Annotated in this window: 20 protein-coding genes; 10 read left to right on the top strand and 10 right to left on the bottom strand. The window is 59.3% G+C overall.

Annotation, left to right across the window (positions count from 1 at the left end):
- Window position 1: 1 nt before the first annotated feature.
- From ACM530_RS25850 to ACM530_RS25830, 5 genes are read right to left on the bottom strand one after another with little or no spacing between them, the layout of a single operon-like run.
- Complete coding sequence (locus tag ACM530_RS25850; RefSeq protein ID WP_416365128.1) at window positions 2–1,891, bottom strand: anthranilate synthase family protein; 1,890 nt, start codon at window positions 1,889–1,891, stop codon at window positions 2–4.
- Window positions 1,892–1,911: 20 nt separating this feature from the next.
- Window positions 1,912–2,535: an isochorismatase family protein gene (locus ACM530_RS25845; protein ID WP_416363500.1), complete on the bottom strand. Its 624-nt coding sequence runs from the start codon at window positions 2,533–2,535 to the stop codon at window positions 1,912–1,914.
- Between the two features lie 15 nt (window positions 2,536–2,550).
- On the bottom strand, window positions 2,551–3,753 hold the full coding sequence (locus ACM530_RS25840) for a 3-deoxy-7-phosphoheptulonate synthase (protein ID WP_369302846.1): 1,203 nt from the start codon (window positions 3,751–3,753) through the stop codon (window positions 2,551–2,553).
- A gap of 23 nt (window positions 3,754–3,776) precedes the next feature.
- The gene (locus tag ACM530_RS25835; RefSeq protein ID WP_242196730.1) at window positions 3,777–4,268 is read right to left on the bottom strand and encodes a PhzA/PhzB family protein; all 492 of its coding nucleotides are present in this window, start codon (window positions 4,266–4,268) and stop codon (window positions 3,777–3,779) included.
- A 25-nt stretch (window positions 4,269–4,293) separates the two neighbouring features.
- Window positions 4,294–4,785, bottom strand: a complete 492-nt coding sequence (locus ACM530_RS25830) for a PhzA/PhzB family protein (protein WP_416363499.1) — start codon at window positions 4,783–4,785, stop codon at window positions 4,294–4,296.
- A gap of 431 nt (window positions 4,786–5,216) precedes the next feature.
- Between ACM530_RS25830 and ACM530_RS25825 the strand changes: the two genes are divergently transcribed.
- Window positions 5,217–5,942, top strand: coding sequence for an autoinducer binding domain-containing protein (locus tag ACM530_RS25825; protein ID WP_369302847.1), 726 nt, complete (start codon window positions 5,217–5,219; stop codon window positions 5,940–5,942).
- 49 nt (window positions 5,943–5,991) lie between these two features.
- Here the strand turns inward: ACM530_RS25825 and ACM530_RS25820 are convergent, their stop codons facing one another.
- Complete coding sequence (locus ACM530_RS25820) at window positions 5,992–6,582, bottom strand: acyl-homoserine-lactone synthase (protein WP_369302848.1); 591 nt, start codon at window positions 6,580–6,582, stop codon at window positions 5,992–5,994.
- A 296-nt stretch (window positions 6,583–6,878) separates the two neighbouring features.
- On the opposite strand from ACM530_RS25820, the gene ACM530_RS25815 reads away from it, so the two are divergent.
- Genes ACM530_RS25815 through ACM530_RS25800 form a run of 4 tightly spaced genes read left to right on the top strand, consistent with a single transcriptional unit; the run spans window position 6,879 to window position 12,453 of the window.
- On the top strand, window positions 6,879–9,710 hold the full coding sequence (locus ACM530_RS25815; RefSeq protein ID WP_416363498.1) for a xanthine dehydrogenase family protein molybdopterin-binding subunit: 2,832 nt from the start codon (window positions 6,879–6,881) through the stop codon (window positions 9,708–9,710).
- Window positions 9,703–10,242 carry a (2Fe-2S)-binding protein gene (locus ACM530_RS25810; protein WP_416363497.1) on the top strand — a complete coding sequence of 180 codons (540 nt, stop codon included), beginning with the start codon at window positions 9,703–9,705 and terminating at the stop codon, window positions 10,240–10,242. Before ACM530_RS25815 ends, ACM530_RS25810 begins: the two co-directional genes overlap by 8 nt.
- A gap of 2 nt (window positions 10,243–10,244) precedes the next feature.
- Window positions 10,245–11,480: a c-type cytochrome gene (locus ACM530_RS25805; protein ID WP_416363496.1), complete on the top strand. Its 1,236-nt coding sequence runs from the start codon at window positions 10,245–10,247 to the stop codon at window positions 11,478–11,480.
- 1 nt (window position 11,481) lies between these two features.
- A complete protein-coding gene (locus ACM530_RS25800; protein ID WP_416363495.1) occupies window positions 11,482–12,453 on the top strand; it encodes an XdhC family protein in 972 nt (323 codons plus the stop codon).
- 121 nt (window positions 12,454–12,574) lie between these two features.
- Here the strand turns inward: ACM530_RS25800 and ACM530_RS25795 are convergent, their stop codons facing one another.
- The gene (locus tag ACM530_RS25795) at window positions 12,575–13,027 is read right to left on the bottom strand and encodes a PAS domain-containing protein (RefSeq protein ID WP_262209523.1); all 453 of its coding nucleotides are present in this window, start codon (window positions 13,025–13,027) and stop codon (window positions 12,575–12,577) included.
- Window positions 13,028–13,244: 217 nt separating this feature from the next.
- Between ACM530_RS25795 and ACM530_RS25790 the strand changes: the two genes are divergently transcribed.
- Entirely contained in the window at window positions 13,245–13,493 is a 249-nt protein-coding gene (locus ACM530_RS25790; protein WP_145160703.1) for a CsbD family protein, read from the top strand.
- 356 nt (window positions 13,494–13,849) lie between these two features.
- Window positions 13,850–14,431 (top strand): DedA family protein, encoded by a 582-nt coding sequence (locus ACM530_RS25785; protein ID WP_416365127.1) that lies wholly within the window; start codon window positions 13,850–13,852, stop codon window positions 14,429–14,431.
- 349 nt (window positions 14,432–14,780) lie between these two features.
- On the opposite strand, the gene uraH is transcribed toward ACM530_RS25785, so the two are convergent.
- The gene (uraH, locus tag ACM530_RS25780) at window positions 14,781–15,191 is read right to left on the bottom strand and encodes a hydroxyisourate hydrolase (RefSeq protein ID WP_416363494.1); all 411 of its coding nucleotides are present in this window, start codon (window positions 15,189–15,191) and stop codon (window positions 14,781–14,783) included.
- Window positions 15,192–15,201: 10 nt separating this feature from the next.
- The gene (locus ACM530_RS25775) at window positions 15,202–15,705 is read right to left on the bottom strand and encodes a GlcG/HbpS family heme-binding protein (protein WP_416365126.1); all 504 of its coding nucleotides are present in this window, start codon (window positions 15,703–15,705) and stop codon (window positions 15,202–15,204) included.
- A gap of 146 nt (window positions 15,706–15,851) precedes the next feature.
- Between ACM530_RS25775 and ACM530_RS25770 the strand changes: the two genes are divergently transcribed.
- Window positions 15,852–16,523, top strand: a complete 672-nt coding sequence (locus tag ACM530_RS25770) for a heavy metal response regulator transcription factor (protein WP_369302855.1) — start codon at window positions 15,852–15,854, stop codon at window positions 16,521–16,523.
- Complete coding sequence (locus ACM530_RS25765; protein ID WP_416365125.1) at window positions 16,520–17,890, top strand: heavy metal sensor histidine kinase; 1,371 nt, start codon at window positions 16,520–16,522, stop codon at window positions 17,888–17,890. The genes ACM530_RS25770 and ACM530_RS25765 overlap by 4 nt, the downstream gene beginning before the upstream one ends.
- 35 nt (window positions 17,891–17,925) lie before the next feature.
- Here ACM530_RS25765 and ACM530_RS25760 read toward each other — a convergent pair whose 3' ends face one another.
- Complete coding sequence (locus ACM530_RS25760) at window positions 17,926–18,987, bottom strand: SDR family oxidoreductase (protein WP_145160711.1); 1,062 nt, start codon at window positions 18,985–18,987, stop codon at window positions 17,926–17,928.
- A 199-nt stretch (window positions 18,988–19,186) separates the two neighbouring features.
- On the opposite strand from ACM530_RS25760, the gene ACM530_RS25755 reads away from it, so the two are divergent.
- Window positions 19,187–20,020: an NAD(P)H-binding protein gene (locus ACM530_RS25755; RefSeq protein WP_416363493.1), complete on the top strand. Its 834-nt coding sequence runs from the start codon at window positions 19,187–19,189 to the stop codon at window positions 20,018–20,020.
- Window positions 20,021–20,358: the final 338 nt, after the last annotated feature.

The following is a 20,358-nucleotide window of genomic DNA, read 5'->3' as shown; positions in this document are numbered from 1 at the left end:
GTTATCTCCCTGCCGCCGACACGTTGCTGTCGACCGGTGTGTGGATGAGGGCGTGGCGCAGCAGGTCGGCGATGATGCGCGGGCCTTCCTGGGTGAGCAGCGACTCGGCATGAAACTGCATCGAGGCGAACGACGGCCCACGCAGGGCATGCACCTCGCCGGTTTCGCTGTCGCGACTGATCTCGACGGTGCCGATGCCGTTGATGTCCAGGCGGTCACTGGCACTCTGGGCGGCGAAGGTGTTGTAGAAACCCACCCGCTCGGCGTTGCCGAACAGGTCGATCTGTTTTTGCACGCCCTGATTGGGAATGGCCTTGCGTTGCAGCTCCAGGCCCAGGCACAGGCTCAACACCTGATGGCTCAGGCACACCGCTAGGAATGGCCGTTGCTGGCTGAGCAAGGAACGGATGGCCACGTGCAGATGGTCGATTTTCGGCAGCTGGACATCGCTCGGGTTGCCGGGGCCAGGGCCCATGATCACCAGGTCGTAACCGTCGAAACTGTATTCATCGCTGAAGCTGCACACCGTGACTATCAGGCCCAGGGCCCGCAGCTGCTTGGCGATCATCGAGGTGAAGGTGTCTTCGGCATCGACGATCAGCACCTGGCGCCCGCTGAAATCGGCCTGGGTCTGCTGGCGTTGCTGGCTGTCCATCAACCAGAAGTCCGAGACGTAGGCGTTGCGGCTGGCCAGCGCTGCGCGTACCTGCAGGTGGCTGCCAAAGCGCGAGGGCGCCTGGTTTTTCAAGGCAGCAATCAGGCCGGCGGCCTTGGCGCGGCTTTCGGCGGCTTCGGTCATGGGCTCGGAATGACGCACGATGGTCGAGCCCACGCTGATGCGTACCTGGCCGCTGTTATCGATGTCGGCGGTGCGAATCAGGATGGCCGAGTCCAGGGAGCGTCCACCTTTGCCATCGCTGCCGATCAGCGCCGCCATGCCGCTGTAGTACGCGCGGCCTTGCGGCTCATAGCGCCGGATCACCCGGCAGGCGCTTTCGAGCGGGCTGCCGGTGACGGTCGGGGCGAACAGGGTTTCGCGCAGGATGTCGCGCACGTCGCGACGGGTCTTGCCCTCAATGAAGTACTCGGTGTGGGCCAGATGCGTCATTTCCTTGAGGTAAGGGCCGAGGACGTGGCCGCCGTCTTCACAAATGCGCGCCATCATTTTCAGCTCTTCATCAACCACCATGTACAGCTCATCGGCTTCCTTGCGGTCGGCCAAAAAGGCCATGACGTCCGTCAGACAGGGGCCAGCCGGCGGGTAGCGGTAGGTGCCGCTGATGGGGTTCATCACCGCGAGCCCATCCTTGACGCTGATGTGCCGCTCGGGCGAGGCACCCACGAAGGTGCGGCTGCCGGTGTGAATGATGAAGGTCCAGTAAACACCTTTCTCGCGCTCCAGCAGATGACGAAAGAACGACAGCGCGCTGGCGGGGCCGTACTCGCTGATTTCCGCCATAAAGGTGCGTTTGATCACGAAGTTGGCGCCTTCCCCAGAGCCGATTTCGTTGGCGATCACCTGGCTGACGATCTCGGCATAGCGGGCGTCGCTGAGGTCGAAGCGTTCGCCGTTCAGCTGGATGGGCACGTTTGGCAGCAACCCCAGCAACTGTTCAATGCCGATGGATTGTTGCTCGGTAATGGTCATCGCCAGCAGCGGCGACTCATCGTCCACCGCCTCGAAGCCGCGTTCGGCGATCTGGCGGTAGGGAATCAGCGTGAGTACATCCAGGCGCGGGGCACCGATTGAAGGCGCAGGCAAGTCGATATCGGCCAGGACCTGCGGCTGCGACATCTGCCCAATCAGCACATCCAGCAGCCCCGGGCCGCTGGATTCCGGACGATACAACAGGGCAAACGGCTCAGGCACCGGTTGCAGAATGCGTTCCATAAGGCGGGCGGCAGCTTGGCTCATAGCATCACCTCGTCGGTGGTGACGACCATGGCGCAACGGCTGGCGGCGTATTCGATCGCCATCCAGTGGTGCGCCTTGCTGAAGTCAGCAATCGCGTCGGCAACCAGGAAGGGCTGGATATCGTTGGAGTAGGCATCCACGGTAGAAATCAGTACCCCGACATGGGCATACACCCCGCACAGGATCAACTGATCGCGCCCGTTGGCGTGCATGCGCTCCAGCAGGTCGGAGTTGAAGAACGCACTGTAGCGCCACTTGGTCAACAGCCAGTCACCCGGCTTGGGCGTCAGCGCGTCGACCACCTCGCGGTCGGCGGGGCTGGCCTTCATGCCAGGGCCCCAGAAGTCCTTGAGCAGCCCGCGCTGTGCCTCGCTCATGCTGCCTGGCTGGGCGGTGTAAGCCACCGGCACGTCGTGGTCGACAGCCCACTGGCGAATGCGCGCGGAATTAGCCACAACGGCTTCACGCAGGGCATCAGGCAAGGGCCGCAGGAAGTAGCGCTGCATGTCATGCACCAACAGCACGGCGCGCTCGGGGTCGACGCGCCACTGCGCGAGGTTGACGGGCAGGTCGCGGGCTGTAGGCAGGGCGTACGGGGCAATCGATGGAATGCCAGTCATGGCGACAAACTCCAGTCAAAGGTAAGCAAGGGTGGAGGAGGGCAGGTTTTTCCAGGCCATCACTGCAGTGATGGCTTGCCAAGGGGTCAGGCGCGGGTCGCACAGGCTTTTGTAGTGGCTGGCCACCTGGCTCAGGCCGGCGGCATCGGAGGCGCACTCGCTGACGTCGTCGGGGGTGGTTTCCAGGTGCAGGCCGGCAGCCACGCCACCGGCCGAGGTCACGGCATGTTTGAACGCGGTGATTTCCTCGGTGATGGTCTGCACCATGCGGGTCTTGTTGCCGCACGGCGCGATGATGGTGTTGCCGTGCATCGGGTCGCTGAGCCAGATGATCTTGTGGCCGGCATGGCGCACCGCTTCAACCAGCGGTGGCAGGCGATCAGCGACTTTGTGGGCGCCCATGCGCGCAATCAGGGTCAGCCGGCCGGGCTCGCGTCGTGGGTCCAGGCGCTCGCACAGGCTCAATAACTGGTCCTGGGTGATGTCCGGGCCGACCTTGCAGGCCACTGGGTTGAGCACTTCGCTGAGCAGTGCCACGTGAGCGCCCGTCAACTGACGGGTACGTTCGCCGATCCACGGCCAGTGGGTTGAGCCGAGAAACACCCGGCCCTGTTCGTCCTTGCGCACTTGCGGCAGTTCGTAGTCGAGCACCAGCATTTCGTGGCTGGTCCAGGCGGGAGAACCGCTGAGCTGTTCCTTGCTGGCCGGTTCCTTCCAGCCCAGGTGGTGCATGATGTCCTGGGCGGCGCGATAGCCTCGTACCAGGCGTTGTGCGTCATGCTGGCGATGGTTGCAGACCGCTTCGCGGCCGTTGACCATGTCGCCGCGGTACACCGGCAACTCGACATCGCCGATGCGCTCGCTGTTGTTGGAGCGCGGCTTGGCGAACTGCCCGGCAATCCGCCCGACGCGCACCACCGGTTGCTGGGTGACCAGCCGGAACGCACCGGCGAGGATATCCAGCACCGCGGCCTTGCGGGCCACGTGGCTGGGAGCACTTTCATCCATGTCCTCGGCGCAGTCACCGGACTGGATGATCATCGCTTCGCCCGCCGCCACCCTGGCCAAGGTGGCACGCAGGACCAGGATGTCTTCGACGCGAATCAGCGATGCACTGTCCCTGAGGTAGGCCTGCGCGTCATGCAATTGTGAGGGCTCGCTCCATTGAGGCTGCTGGAACGCTTCACAACTTAGAACCCGTTTCAATAAGTCTTCCATGATGCGATTACTCTCCCTAAGGATTAAGTAGGAATGCCTTCACGCTTGATCTGCGGCACGGGAATACCCAGGGCGCGCAGTTGTTGAAAGACGTTCATGAACTCGCGATTGCGTTTTACTTTGCCGTCTTGCAGCTCGAAGGAGTGCAGGAAGTGGTTCTCGTAATACCCTTCCGGGTAACCTGGAAAGAGGATCTTGCCGTGGCCATCGCACTCGACCCAAAAATGGTTGGGGTCGTCGGTTTCAAATACGTTGACGTTGTACCATTCCCAATCCGGGAAGCACTTGAGGGACCAAACAGCATGTTCGGCCAACTTGGCTTTGCCACTGATTACAATGGGCGCGCCGGTGTCTGTGGTCCACAAGCCACCCGAACCGTCCTCGGTAAACAGTTCATGGCGGCGCAGGCGATCCTGACCTTTGGTGCGCATATATTGCTCGACCGTGGCGCGGTTTTTGCGGCGAAGTTCGCTGCTGTCGTCAGCGGTTAGTTGTCGGGCTGCATGAGTAGGCATGTTCACTCTCCAATAATGAAAGGGCTTATGAGGCGGGAATACCTTCACGCTTGATGCGTGGCACCGGAATGCCCAAGGCGCGCAGTTGTTCGAAGGGGTTCATGAATTCACGGTTTTGCTTGATCTTGCCGTTGTCCAATTCGAAGGAATGGATGTAATGGTTTTCGCAATACCCTTCCGGGTAACCGGGGAACAGGGTCTTGCCACGGCCATCACTTTCGACCCAGAAGTGGTTGGGGTTGTCGGTTTCAAACACCCGCACGTTGTGAAACTGCCAGTCTGGAAAGCACTGTTCCAGCCACACGCCAAGGGCGGCAAGTTTCGCGTGGCCCTTGAATACCAGGGGTTCACCGGTTTCGGTGTTCCACGAACCGCCGCTGCCATCCGGGGTGAACAGTTCATGCCGACGCAGGCGATCTTGGCCATGGGTGCGCATGTACTGTTCGACGGTGGCGCGGTTTTTACGGCGAAGTTCAAGCTGATCATTAAAGCCGCTGGCGGAAAGCGAAACCGACATAAGCCGTATCCTCCTTAGTTGAATTAAGGTTTTTCGAAAATCAAGTAAATATTTAGTTAATCAGGCGCGCCAGCATTTACAGGTTTAACTTTGTATATTGAGAGCGTGCTGAGGCGTGTTGTTTATACACCTGCACTTCTCGCGGCAGGAACTACCAGATCTTGTAGCGGTTCGGCCATGGAGGGGGGCGGATGCGGTCCATCGGGTAGTGTGTTGCACTATTATGAATCAGCAGGTTCATTCGTCGGCCAAGCCGCAACGATGGCCCGCTAACATCGCCTGGCTATCAATGGCCTATGGCTAGTTAGTTGGTTAGGCACAATAAAGCCTTCGCTATTGCGAAGTGGTCTATAACCGTTGAATTTTGTGTATTGACATGAGTTCAGGTTGGTCTAGTCTCACGACTCGTTTCCAACTCTAGTGGTGTTCAAATGGAATTAGGACAGCTGTTGGGATGGGATGCTTATTTTTACAGTATCTTTGCGCAAACTATGAACATGCAGGAGTTTACTGCTGTTGCATTGAGAGCTTTACGTGAACTGCAGTTTGATTTTTTCGCCTACGGCATGTGCAGTGCGACGCCGTTCATGCGACCGAAAACCTATATGTACAGCAATTATCCCAAGGACTGGATAGCGCGATATCAGGCAGCGAACTACGCCGCGATCGACCCCACGGTGAAACACAGCAAAGTCTCGTCCGCCCCCATTTTGTGGAGCAATGAGCTGTTCAAGGGGTGCCCGGACCTGTGGTCCGAGGCCAACGATTCGAATCTGTGCCATGGCCTGGCGCAGCCTTCATTCAACGTCCAGGGCCGGGTAGGGGTGTTGAGCATCGCACGCAAGGACAAGGTCATCAGCCTTCAGGAGTTCGAAGCCTTGAAGCCGGTGACCAAAGCGTTTGCCGCGGCGGCCCACCAGAAAATTTCTGAGCTGGAGAGTGACGCGCGTGTGTTCAATACGGATGTCGAGTTCAGCGAACGGGAGTGTGATGTGCTGCGCTGGACCGCAGACGGCAAAACCTCCGAGGAAATTGGCGTGATCATGGGCGTGTGCACCGACACGGTGAATTACCATCACCGCAACATCCAACGCAAAATCGGCGCCAGCAACCGTGTACAGGCGGTGTCTTACGCGGTTGCGCTGGGGTATATCTGAGGTTCATCGACTGCCGCCGAGCCCTCCCAAAAGGATGACTCGGCCGGTATCAAGCGGTGTCTTTCAACAATGCGGCGGGCATGAAGGCTGAAGGCGGGCGGGCGCCTCGATGGTGTTCACGGTGAGCCGAGAGCTTGATCGCAAGGATTTTTTCGTCCTGGTGCACGGTGACCGGTCCCAATCGCTCGTAGTTGACCCCGTTGATTTTGTAATAGCGCTCCATCGTGCTGTTGACGATGCCGACAATGAAATCGGCGCCTGCCAGGCTGGCGGTCTTCAGGCTTTTCCAGAACAACGGCATGGCCAATTGCGGTTCACGGGTGGTGAAGCGTGTCATTTCCCAGATGGCAGGCTCCTTGGGCGGCGTGCCAGCGCAGGTATGGCTGAAAACACCTTCCAGCAGGTTTGGCAATGTGGTGGGTATCAGACGAGCACAGCCAACGATGTCGCAGTACTCGTTGAACGCCAAGAGGTAGCGCGCATGCTCGGTGTCGTATTGATCCCATTCACAACCTGCCGGGTGCGGATGGCCAGGCAGCCGCCAGCCGAGTTTCTCGACAAATTGCTCGTGCCGAAAGCGGCCTAGCCTGAGTTTGAGCTCGTCGCTCATTGCGCTCAGCGTGTGCTCTTCCATGTGCATGGCTGGGAGTTCCTGGGGGATTGGGGAAGTGCGGGGTTTTATAGAGGACTTGTTCAGGCTTGGCACCTACAAGATCTTGTAGGCCGCGTTGGCACGCGGTTCGCTGGTTTGATTCCTCGGTCAGTTTTTTGTAACAGCTTGTTTGCGGCTGACGCAGAAACCTATAAAGTTAACCTTTCGGTCAGCTTTGCACTGCCACATACAGCCTTTTGTTCCGGCAAAAGCGCTTCTGCCAGACCCGAGATCCCCAGAACATAACCATAAGGGCGGACCTATAACCGCCCAGAGGATGATCCATGTCCAACCGTGATATCTCCCGGCGCTCGTTCCTTCAGGGCGGGCTGGTGGCGGGTGTGAGCGTGACGCTTACACCGCTCAGCACTCAGGCGCTGGCTGCGTTGATGGAAAACAGCGTGACCGTGCCGTCCGAGCAATGGCTCGGCAACAATGGCAAGGCGCGCTCGCGTAACGATGCCTTGTCCAAGGTGTGCGGCAGCAAAGTCTTTGCCCGCGACATCCGTTCCAAAGACATGCCGGGCTGGCCGCAGCAACAGGGCCACGCCATGTTGCTGAAAATCACCAAGGCCGACCGCATCTACGCCGGCTACGATCTGTCGTGGCTTGGCGCCGATCTGCAACCTGACCGCATCGTGACAGCCGCCGACCTGGACAAAGACGGCATCGTCTTCCCGGAAGAGCACGCGCCGGATCCGCTGTTGCCGGAAGGCCAGGTACCGATGTTCATCGGTCACCCCGTGGCGATCCTGATCTGGAACGACTTCGAGCGGTTCCGCCAGGCCAAGGCCAAACTCAAATTCAATGACAAAGCGATCCGTTACGGCGCCCCAGCGCCGTACTACGAGCGTGATCCATATGGCAGCTTCCGCTATGTACGCGTCGGCGGTGCGACCTCGGCTGACGAAGATGAATTCGCCAGCCTCAAGGATTCGATTCTGTTTCCGATGCTGAAAAACCGTCGCCCGGTGTGGAATTCCCAGCCGGACCTGCACGGCAATCTCACCGAGCGCGGGCTGTTTTACGCCGACCGGATGAAGCAGCAGATCGACGCGCCGCCCGACCACTGGCTGGTGTTCGACGAGCGCTACAAAACCCCGTCGATTGAGCCGGCCGCGATGGAACCGGACAACGGCAACGGCTGGTACGACCCGGCCACCAAGACCTTGCACTTTGTCGTCGCCACCCAGTGCCCGCTGGAAGCCGCCACCGAAACCGCGAAGATGATCGCGCCCTCGCGCTTCGGCCTGGCGAATCTGAACATGCACCCGGGCTACACCGTCGGTTACGGCTCCAAGGACCACAACATTTTTGTCTACTACGCAGCCCTCGCCGCGTTGTATGGCGCCGGTGTACCGGTGCGCCTGGCCAACGACCGCTATGAGCAGTTTCAAAGCGGCATCAAGCGTCACCCGTTCGATATCCGCTACCAATTGGCGGTGGACAAAAACGATCACAGCTTCCAGATTTTTCGCGCCGAGATGAACGTCGATGGCGGCGGGCGCATCAACTACAGCCCTTCGGTGGCCGCGGTTGGCGCCACGGCAGCGCAGTCGATCTACTACATGCCGCAGAACGATCTGCAGGTCACGGCCTACCATTCGCGCGCGGTTGAAGCGGGCTCGATGCGCGGTTACGGCACCCTGCAAAGCATGGCGTCGACCGAGATGATGGTCGACGAAATCGCTGATCGTCTGGGTATCGACGCTATCGACCTGCGCAAGAAAAACGCCTTGCTGTCGGGCATGAAAAACACCCAGGGCGCGGTGCCGGCCGGTGCATTGCGCTTGCACGAGATTCTCGACAAAGCGGCTGCCCACGACGTCTGGAAAAACCGCGACCAGATCAAAAAGACGCGCGAAGCCGCTGACCCGGATAACTGGTATGGCGTCGGTTTCGCCATCTGCCAAAAAGACTTCGGCACCGGTTCCGAGGCGCCGATGGCCAGCATCGAATTCACCGCCGAAGGGCACGTGACGTTGCGCCATATCGGCATTGAAATCGGCACCGGCATGTCCACCTCGCAAGCGCTGGTGGTGGCGGATTTCATCGGCATACCGGCCACGCAAGTGAAGACCGGCGAAACCGAATGGAAAGAGTTGCAACTGATCACGGGCGGCAACCCGTACACCATGAGCCAGGCCGAACAGGATGGTTTTCTGCGCAACCCGCGTTGGGTCGGCAAACTGGCGTCGGCCTCGTCGGCGACCAACTCCGCGTACTACTTCAGCCACGCCACCCGTGAAGCCTCCCGAGTGCTGTTCAACCACGGCTTGTGGCCGGCGGCGTTGCAGATCTGGGGCCAGGGCCCTTACGGCGGCCAGGCCAACCCGTACGTGGTGCGTCGCGAAGATGCGCACTGGGTCGACGGCAAACTCACCGCCAACGGCATGCAGCCGCTGAGTTTTGAGCAATTGGCCAAACACGCCCACGAAAAGGGCCTGGTGACCGGCGCTACCGTGCACGGCTTCAACCGCTGGAGCTGGGCCGAGGCCGAGTACAGCATCGACGGCGTGCGCGAGCGTCTGCCCCTGGATGGTCTGGCGGTGAAGTACGGTGACGGCGCGCCGCAGGCGAAACGGGCACAGATGACCAGCAACGGTTTCCACCTGCTGGATCGCCAGAACGTCCACTACCCGGACATCCAGTTGAACAACGCGGCGGTGACTTACTACAGCCCGGTTGCGACGCTGGTGGAATTGAAAGTGAACAAGGGCTCCGCCCAAGTGCAAGTGCTCAACCACCACTCGTGGGTCGAGTGCGGTCGGGTGCTGGTGGAAGAGCTGGTCAAGGGGCAGCTCGAAGGCGGGATCGCCATGGGCATCGGCCATGCGTTGATGGAAGAGATGCCGCTGTACGAAGGCGGGCCGGGGGAGGGTGATTGGAATTTCAACCGTTACCGCTTGCCGATGGCCCGACACGTTGCCGTGTGGAACCAGACGGCTGAAATCCTGCCGCCGTTGTCGCCGAGCGACCCGTCCAAGGGCATCGCAGAAGTGGTGATGATCCCGATCGTCGGCGCTATCGGTAACGCCGTGGCCCACGCCATCGGCAAACGTGTCCGCGACCTGCCTATCACTTCTGCGCGCATCAAGGAGGCCCTCAATGGCTAACCGTCCGTTTCAACTGACCCTCAACGGTCAATCCGTCGGCCCGGTGGACATCCCTGATGACCTGCCGATGATCGACTACCTGCACGAATACAAAAACCTCACCGGCTCGCGGCTCGGCTGCGGCCAGGGCATTTGCCACGCCTGCGTGGTGATCGTCGACAACCCGGACGGCACCAGCGAAGAAGTGCGCACCTGCATCACCGGCGCCCACTATTTTGGAGGCAAAAAAGTGCGGACCATCGAAGGCCACGCGACTCGCGACGAGCAGGGCAACGTCACTGAACTGAACCCGATCCAGCAGCGTTTCGTCGATGAATTCGCCTTCCAGTGCAGCTACTGCGCACCGGGTTTCGTCAATGCCGCGACCGTGCTGGTCGAGAAGCTTCAGCGTCAGCCGATCGCCAACAGTCAGCTGGAAAAAGTCATCGAGGACAGCCTCGGTCACCACATCTGCCGTTGCACCGGTTACGTGCGTTACTACAACGCGACCCGCAACGTGCTCACCGATCTCGGCCTGGTCAAGGAGGGTTAAGCATGAAGCCTCTACTGTCCCGCCTGGCATTGGCGGTTGGTCTGGCTGCGCCGGTGTTGTTGGCGCACGCGGATGATCAAGTCAAGCGCGGCGAATACCTCGCCCGCGCCGCTGACTGCATGGCCTGCCACACCGCACCGGGCGGCGCGCCGTTTGCGGGCGGCCTGCCGATTGTGTCGCCGTTCGGCACCATCTATGGCACCAACATCACCCCGAGCAAAGAGCACGGCATTGGTTTGTACAACGATGACGAATTCTTCGCCGCGCTGACCGAAGGCAAACGCCGCGATGGTGCGAACCTGTACCCGGCGATGCCGTACACCTCCTATCACCTGATGCCGCGCGCAGATTCGGACGCGATCCATGCGTACCTGAAAACCATCGAGCCGATTGAACGTGCAGCGCCGGTCACTCGCCTGAGTTTCCCGTTCAATGTGCGCCTGGGCCTGATGGGCTGGAACCTGCTCTACGCCAAAGACGTGAAACTCGCGCCGGCCGAGGGCAAAAGCGAAACCTTCAAGCGTGGTGAGTACATGGTCGAAGTGCTCGGTCACTGCGGCGAATGCCATACCCCACGCGGCTTGCCTGGCGCCATGCAGCAGGATAAACGCCTGACCGGCGGCCTGCTCAACGGCTACCTGGCACCGAGTCTGTTGGCCACTGACCTGGCCGCTCGCGGCTGGAATCAACAGGACCTGAGCACCTTCCTCAAGCACGGCATGAGCGCCCAGGGCACGATGTTCAACGAGATGTTCCCGGTGTTCCACAACAGCACCCAGGGCCTGAGTGACCCGGACCTGGCGGCAATGGCCACTTACCTGCTCGGCGATCCCGCACCAGCCGCCAATGTGTTGACCGAAGTGCCGCTCGACAAAATGAGCCCAAGCGCCCAACGCGGTCGTCAGGATTACCTGAACGTGTGCGCCGGTTGCCACGCGCCGAACGGCGAGGGCAAACCGCACATCGCCGTGGCCATGCGCGGCAACACCACGCTGCGCCTGGACGATCCGCGCAACCTGTTGCGGGTGATCGAGGACGGCATCGGCGAGCAGACATTCACCGGGTTCGAACGCATGCAACCGATGCCGGGCTTTGCCGACAAGCTCAATCAGGCACAGCTGACCGATCTGCTCAACTATCTGCGCCAGGGTTGGGGCGGTCAGTCGAGTGAGCTGGCGGTCAGCGACGTGCAGAAGCTTCAGGCCGATGCACCACCAGCCGAGCACAAGGCGCACTGACATGCAGCATCTGGATCTGCAAGTCATTCGCCGTGCGCTGGAATGGTCGACGGCCGGCCAGCCGGTTTGGCTGTGCACGGTGCTCGCCACCTACGGCTCGGCGCCCCGTGCGCCGGGTTCGTTGCTGGCAGTGAACGTGAGCGGGCAATGGATCGGCTCGCTGTCGGGCGGCTGCGTTGAGGAAGACTTTCTGGAGCGGGTAGCCGAAGGCGCGTTTGAACAGGCGGTCAACGTCGTTCGTTACGGCGAAGGCGAGGACCCGCGCTCGCGAGTCAGCCTACCCTGTGGCGGCGTGCTTGATGTGCTGGTGGAAAAGCTTGCGCCGGACTGCGAGGTTCAGGCCCATCTACGCGAGCTGGAGTGCGCGTTGCTGGGCCAGCGCCGATTGATCCGCGAAGTCGAGCTGGCCAGCGGTGCGCGCCGCGTGTGTGCAGACAGCGAGCAGGGCGCGCGCATCGAGCGCGAGATCGACCGGGTCCGTGTGCGGGTCGGCGCGGCGCAGCGTTTGTTGCTGGCGGGCTATTCCAGTGTTGCCCAGGCTTGCGCCGAGTTTGCCGTGGGCCTGGGGTTTGAGGTGATTTTGTGCGATCCCCGCGACGAGGTGCTCGAAGGCGTGGTGCTGCACAACGTCGAGATCCGACGCCAGCTGCCGTCGGTGTTCATCGCTGACGGCGGCTGCCACAGTGACACGGCGGTGGTCGCGTTGACTCATGATCCGCGTATTGATGATCTGGCAATGATGGAGGCGGTGCGCACCGACGCGTTTTACATCGGCGTAATGGGTTCGATGCGCACCTCACAAAAGCGCTTCGAACGCCTGCGAAGGATTGGCGGGTTGGGCGAGGCCGAATTGGCGCGCATCCATGCGCCTATCGGTTTGAACCTAGGCAGCAAAACCCCGGCGGAAATCGCGTTGGCGGTGCTGGCCGATATTCTTCGCACGCGTAGCGGCATCGCGCGGGATCGACTCTGACCGGCGCTTCCAAGGGTAACGGCGCGGCGATTGCCGAGCAATTGGCCCAGGACGGCGCCACCGTGATCGTCAACTACCCGAGCAGCCGTGAGGGTGCCGACCGCGCATTACCTGGCTTGCCCTATGACAGCCTATGCGATTGATCCAGTTGAGCTTTCAAGCTGGCGACTTGCGCTTCAAGTTCGCGCACGCGTTCGCTGGCCGCGACTTCGACGCTGACATCCTTCTGGATGCCGATGTAATAGGTGAGCTGATCCGCCTTGTTAAACACGGGAGTAATCGATAGCTCATTCCAGAAGGCACTGCCGTCCTTACGGTAGTTGCGAATGATTTGCCGGCAGGGCTGATGCGACTTGATCGCCTCGCGGATCGCGACCAAGCCCGCCTGGTCTCGGTCGTCACCCTGCAGGAAGCGGCAGTCCTGGTACAGCGTTTCGTCAGCGCTATACCCCGTAAGGCGCATAAAGGCGGGGTTAGCGTAGATCAGGATATGCTCATCGCCTTCCTGCTCCGCAATGACAATGCCATCGTCCGAGGTTTCAACCATCAGTTTCAGCAGTTCTGCATCGATCATTTTTAGCGCCTCGGCGAAATTCAGATCATTCTAGGACAACTTGGGGGTTGAGCGCGTTCGGGGCGTCACTGACGAGCGGTGGTCATTAAAAGTGGAACTCCGACTCTTCACCACCGGTCAACTTTTCTGTCCACATCCCTTGGCTGCGATGGTGCTGAACGTGGCGCCATCGCAGTGGGTTTTTTTGAGCGTCCCACTGACACGAAGGTTTATGAATATGAAGAGTGAACAGGTTGAAGGTGTTGCAGAGAAGCTGGCCGGCAAGGCGCAGAGCGCGGTCGGAAAACTGATGGGTGATTCGAAGCTGCAAGCTGAAGGCGCTGGACGTCAAGCTTCTGGCCAGCTGACCCAAACTTATGGCGATGCACTCGACAGCGTGTCTACGTTCGTTAAGGAAAAACCGGTTGCTGCACTGGCCATCGGCGCAATAGCACTGCTTGTACTAGACCGTCTCTTGCGCCGCTAAGCCGCAAGGAGAGGGCTTCTACAGCTTTCCCTCGCACTGCCCAGGGCGTTTGCTTTGGCTGTGCGAGGACCTGATATTCCCAAGTGCTTATAGGCCTGCAAGCCTACCCATATCTATTTATTGGTAAGGCGCAGCGCAATGGATAAGACAATCACTCGGATCAACTGGCCACCGACCTTAGGTCAATCACCGAGGTATGGCTCGGCGGGACGCATACCCGGCTCGCCAATGCGTTGAACTTGCCTACAAAAGCATTGGCGTGAATCGATCGAGGAACAGATCTGTTTATGCCCATTAATACTGGGTCAAACAAATGCAATGATGCCGCCATTGCCTCCACCGCATCCAGGAATGCCATGTTCGAACATCTCGACCTCAACGCGCTGATTGCCGTCTACGGCTACTGGGTCATCTTCGTGGGCTGCCTGCTGGAAGGCGAAACAGTTTTGCTCCTCGGCGGTATGGCTGCACACCAGGGCACTCTGCAATGGCTGCATGTGATTGGCTGGGCCACGTTGGGCGGCATACTCGGCGATCAGTTACTGTTCTGGACCGGACGTTATTCCGGGAGTCTTCTGCTGCCTAAACTGAAGCGTCACCAGTCTGCCATTCAACGGGTGGAGCGCCTTATCCATCGCTACCCCATGACGTCAGTATTCGCTGTGCGCTTTCTCTACGGAATGCGCTTGGTGGGGCCTATGGTGATCGGTGCAAGCGGTCTGGCACCCTGGCGTTTCGCCCTGATCAATGTTTTGAGTGCGGCGATCTGGGCCACCCTGTTCGTCAGCGCCGGCTATTGGGCTGGCGAAGCATTGCAGCATTTCTTTGGCGACCTGAGACCGTATCGCCTGCCAATCTTTATCGGGGTGGTAGCACTTGTAGCCCTTGCGGCGCTGGTGCGGTATTTGCGCCGCCGGACCAAGGCGTTGCACCGCTGAGGGAGTGGTCATCCAGGCTCTTCGTCGGCCCATGACCAGGCAAAGCGTTCCAGGTGTGATTTTTTTTCGATGTGGGCTGCTCGTCTGAGCCGGGGTTGGAAGCAGGCACCGCGCAACGGCTATCGACACAGCGGCGGCCACTGTCTGGGTGAGGTAACTTTTTTGCTGTGCTGCGTACGGTCATGCTTGCTGTCGTGAACGGATCGCCTGCGCCTTCGATATCAAGGTGGGTGGAGAGCGTGGCCAACGGTGCGATGCAGGTCATGGACAAGAGGTTGATGCAAAATGATCAAGCAGAAAGGCCGCCCATGAGATCAGGGGCGGCCTTGTTGCTCTGTCGGGTCGACGCTCAATTGCCTCTGTAGGTAGAGAAACCGTAGGGGCTGAGCAGTAATGGGATGTGGTAGTGCGAAAGTGTCCCGTCTACCTCAAAAATGACCGGTACCTCCGGAAAGAAACTTGCAACTTTGTGCGCTTTGAACCACTCCCCGGTTTTGAAGGTGACACGGTAGGTGCCTTTCTCCAGCGCCTGACCATCGGGGTACAACCCGGGAATACGCCCTTGCTCATTTGTCGCGGCGCTGTTGAGCATGTTCCAGCTTTCGCCGTCCTGTTTTTCCAGCGTGACATTGACGCCAGGGGAGGGCAGACCATCTTGTAAGTTGAGTACATGCACGCTGAGCGGGTTTCCTGCCGCTAACGCCAGTGACGATACGACACTCAATACAAGGCCCGCGAAGAACGTTTTTAATCCAGTCATGATGATGTCCTTAGTTTTTGACGGTAGGTAAGATTTTGTTGATAGCGGCCAATGCGCAACCTTCATCGTTTGCTGCACCACCGGCACCGGCCACGCCGATCGCGCCAATGACTTGCCCTTCAAACAGCAACGGCACGCCGCCGCCGAGCAGCAATAGCTCATGCAGGGTGTTGAGGTTTTCCGCATCGGGGGTGCCGCGGGCACGCTCTGCCAATAGTCGCGTTGGCGTCTTGGTCGATAGGGCGGTATAGGCCTTGCGTTGGGCGGCTAATGTGTTGTGTGGGCCCACGTTATCGTCACGCTGCAAGGCGACCAGATTGCCCCCACGGTCGACAATGGCAGCAACACCTGTACGGCCATCGGCATGACAGGCTGTCAGCGCGGCGTTCAGCAAATCATTGGCCATTGCCAGTGACACATCGCTGCGCTGCAGCACTTGATCCGGGGCTGCAACGGCGAGCGCTGAGTTCATTGCGAGTGACATCAGCAATGAGGTCGATAGGCGTATACGCATGCTTTGTCCTTTGATTGGTCTGGCTGAGTCATAGCCAGGCATGATGCCCCGTGCACTCCGTCAGAATGATTGCCTGATGATTACCAAGATGTAATGTGCCAAAACGCGCGGGCGCGCTAGCCTATGCGCCAGTTCCGGAGGAAAAGATGCGTATCCTGGTTGTAGAAGATGAAGCGAAAACAGCGGACTACCTGCACAAAGCCCTGACTGAATCGGGTTACGTGGTGGAAGTCGCCCTGGATGGCCTGGAGGGCCAGTATCTGGCGCAGGAAAGTGAGTTCGACCTGATCATCCTGGACGTCATGCTGCCGGGCCTGGACGGATGGCAATTGCTGCAGATTATTCGGCGCAAGTGGCAAACCCCGGTGCTTTTTCTGACTGCCAGGGACTCTGTGGAGGATCGGGTCAAGGGGCTTGAGTCAGGGGCCGATGATTACCTGGTCAAACCTTTTTCCTATGCCGAGTTGTTGGCGCGCGTACGCACCCTGTTGCGCAGGGGGCCGCCACGTGAGGTCGAGCAGTTCCTGGTTGCAGACCTGAGCCTGGATCTGTTGCGGCGTAAAGTTACGCGCGGGGGAGAGCGCCTTACCTTGACCAACAAGGAGTTTGCCCTGTTGCACCTGCTGGTCAGCCGTGAAGGGGAGGTGCTATCGCGCTCGTTGATTGCTTCGCAGATCTGGCAGATGAACTTTGACAGTGATACCAATGTGGTCGACGTCGCCATCCGGCGACTGCGCGCCAAGGTTGACGATCCTTACCCGCTCAAGTTGATACAGACAGTGCGTGGCATCGGCTACATGCTTGAGGTGCAATCCTGAAACTGTTTCCGCGCGCCCTGAGCCTGCGCCTGGCGGTCATGTTCGCGTTGGTCAGTGCGCTGCTGCTGGGCTCCATTGGTTTTTATCTTTATCAGTCGTTACAGCGAGAAATCGCCTGGCGCGATGACCAGGCCCTGCTCGGGCGCCTGGAGCGCATGCAGGCGTTGATCAACGACAGTGTCAGCGTCGAGCAACTCAGAAATCGGCCCAAGCTATACGAAAACATGCTGGGCAATCGCGACAACCTGCTGTGGATCATCGATGACACAGGCCAGGTGCTGATCGAAATCAACCCCGTCAGCATGAGCTTGCCCAGGTTACCGGCTGCAGCCCAGGCTCAGGTGGGTGACGGTGACACTTCGATGCCGGTGCGGCTTGCCTGGCAGCATGTCATGCAGGGTGATCGCGGCTTGACCCTGATTGCTGGCAAGTTGTTGAACGAGCGCGAGCAAATGCTGGGGGCTTACCGCCTCAAGCTCTGGCTCGCGATGTCGGTTGGCGCGCTGCTGGCTTTTGTACTCGGCGGGTGGGTCAGTCAGCGAGGCTTACGACCTGTGCGCCTGCTGGCCAGGCGCGCTGCCGCCATTGATGCACACCATCTGCATCTGCGGCTGGATGAGTTCAACGAATTCAGTGAATTGCAAGTGCTCAGCCAGGCGCTTAATCAAATGCTCGCACGCCTTGAAGAGGGCTTCGCCCAGCTCTCACGATTCTCAGAGGATCTCGCCCATGAGATGCGTACCCCGCTCACCAACCTGATGGGGCATACCCAACAATCGCTCAGGCATGGTCGTTCAATTGAGGACTACCAGAACCTGCTGGTTTCCAATCAGGAAGAATATGAGCGTCTGGCGCGAATGATCGACAGCATGCTGTTTCTCGCTCGTAACGAGCAGTCGCATGCATCGGTGAGTGATGAGCTCATCAACCTGCATGATCTAGTCGAGCAACTGTGTGAGTATTTTGAAGGCGTGGCGCAAGAGCGTGATGTCACGCTGATCAATCAGGCCCATGACCACGTGCGTGCTGATCCGGCCCTGGTCCGTCGAGCATTGGCTAACCTGCTGTCCAACGCGCTGCGTTATGGCGCTACTGCTAGCGCAGTGACGATTAGCAGTGTGGTGTGGCAGGACAGGATCGAAGTCAGTGTGCACAACCAAGGCCCGCCGATTTCGGCGCAACATCTACCTCGGTTGTTTGAGCGCTTCTACCGGTGCGACCCGTCACGCAATCAGCCGGACGATTCTGGTGGCTTGGGGTTAGCAATCGTCCGTTCAATTATGCAATTGCATGGCGGGCGGGTAACCGTTGAGAGCACTGGAGCAGGTACACGCTTTTGCTTGGTGTTTGTGCTACAGAAGGCTTAAGCGAATGCCCTTAAGCCTATCCGTTGTGGCACGACCTAGGGGATCAAGCGCATCTCGCGGAGTTTGTCGAACACATCGAAAAATGCTTGATCGCTCGCTTGGTAGGCGGTGAAGCCCATTGCACGGCTTTTCGACATATCAGTCACGACTTCGATGGGTCGACCAAGGTCTGCATCGGTATGCCATGGGGATATCAGGCGACCAATATCAGCTTCCTTCAAGCCGTGCTCCGCGACTATTTGCGTCCACACCGCCTGGTCGTCAGCCATTTGCTGTTCGAGCGGTGAGAGCGAGGCAGGATAATCGGCAGCAGGCACGTCAAAGTATTCGGCAATTCGGCCCCACATCCATTTCCAGCGAAACACATCGCCATTAGTCACATTGAATGCCTGGTTGGCTGCCGCCGGCGTGGTGGCCGCCCACAGTTGTTGTTTCGCCAACTGCCGTGCATCCGTCATGTCGGTGAGGCTGTCCCATTGCACTCTTGATCCCGGAAATACAAAAGGGCGATTCGTCTGTTTGCAAACCGAGGCGTAGACGGCGAGGGTGGTCGCCATATTCATCGCGTTGCCTACGGCAACCCCGGTGACGGTATGCGGGCGGTGAACGCTCCAGGTGAAGCCGTCCTTTTCAGCCGCGGCGAAAAGTTCGTCCTCCTGGGCGTAATAGAAATTCTCGACATTCAGACGATCCTGCTCTTCGCGAAACGGTGTTTGCGGAAGGCTGCCTTTACCATAGGCTTCGAACGGGCCGAGGTAGTGTTTCAGGCCAGTAACCAGTGCTACGTGCTCAACGCTCTTGGCGGGTCGAACGGCGGCCAGCACGTTGCGAACCATGGCGGCATTAACGCGAATGTTTTCCGCCTCCGTGGCTTGCCGCGACCATGTGGTGATGAACACATGAGTAGGTTTCAGATCCGCAAGCGCATGTTCCAGCGAGGCAGGATCCTGGAGGTCTGCCGCGATGGGGATCACGCCTTGCGATTGCGACGGGTGCCTTGATAGCGCGGCGACCTGCCACTTGTTGTCGATCAGTAACTGAGTGATGGCGCTGCCAACGATGCCGCTGGCGCCGACGACTAAAGCTGTTTGGCTCATGAGTTCCTCCTAGATTTAGAGTTGGGAGTCCACCTGAGCAACGGAGGTTCAATCTAAACTGGAGTGCGCGCAAGTAATCGTCGAATGGCGGCAAGCTCAAGACCAATATATAAGCCCTTTGCGGGTCGCCTCCGTTAATGGTGGTCCCTGCGGCTCAGTGTTTGGGGCTCGCGACGCCCTCTGAGGCCCGTGCCAGCGCTTGGGTGTCAACATATTCCCGGATGTTCGTCAGCTTTTGAAGAGCGCGCCGGGTTCTCGCATTATCGCGGCGGTCCGCAATCCTGCGAAGGCACAAGACCTGGCTGAACGCGGAGTGATTGTGCGCGAGGCAGACTACGCAAGGCCTGAAACATTAGCCCGTGCGTTTGAGGGAGTGGAAAAGCTTATTTTGATTTCCTCTAGCGAAGTAAACGGGCGGCTGCCTTTACACCGTGCCGTCATTGATGCGGCGAAACAGGCGGGCGTTTCACTGCTGGCTTACACCAGTATGTTACACGCCGATTCATCGACCGCTCAGCTCGCGATAGAACACCGACAAACTGAAGAAGCGATCGCTGCGTCCGGGCTTCCAGCCGTCATCCTGCGCAACGGTTGGTACACTGAAAACCACTTATACGCGTTGTCTGCTGCACTTGAGCATGGTGCGTTCGTAGGCTCTGCAAAGTACGGACGCTTTTCCTCGGCGGCGCGTAAAGATTACGCAGCGGCGGCAGCGGCGGTCCTGACTAAAGGCAGCCATGCAGGCGAAATATATGAGCTGGCAGCCGATCAGGCCTTCACCCTGGCCGAACTGGCGGCTGAGGTCTCCCGCCAGTCCGGCAAGCCTGTGGTCTACAACGATCTTCCTGAGCAGGACTACGCAAAATTGCTGGTTGATTTTGGGCTTCCTGCTGATCTTGCCGCCCTGCTGGCTGACGCAGATGCCGCGGCGTCCCGCGGAGCGCTGTTTGATGACGGAGGTGTTTTATCAACGTTGATTGGCCGTCCATCGATACCGATGAAGGAATTGGTCGCGTTGGCTCTTCGCCCTTAATTATCAGTAGATCGTTCGCGCCGCCACCACATTTTAAGGGGGTGGCGCTTATTGAAGGTTGGCTCACAGAGCCATGGTCCAGTCGTGGATGGGCATGGCCTGGTTGCCGTAATGAGCTGCTCAATGGAGGTGGTTGTTGCAGGAGCTCTCAGTCGGTTAGCAGGGTAAGGGGCTCGCGAGGAAGCTGCTCGGGCGAAGCGGACTGTTCGATAGCAAAGAGGGTTCCATTCCCTTGAAGACAAGCGCGCTTGGTTGACCAGCTCTGCACGCAGAACTCCTCCTTCAGCAGTATCATCACTGAGTACTGCATCAAGCATTCCAGCCACATTCTGCACTTT

It is taken from the genome of Pseudomonas sp. NFX183, assembly GCF_047943075.1.
Lineage (GTDB): Bacteria > Pseudomonadota > Gammaproteobacteria > Pseudomonadales > Pseudomonadaceae > Aquipseudomonas.
This window is presented reverse-complemented; position numbering and strand designations above follow the sequence as displayed.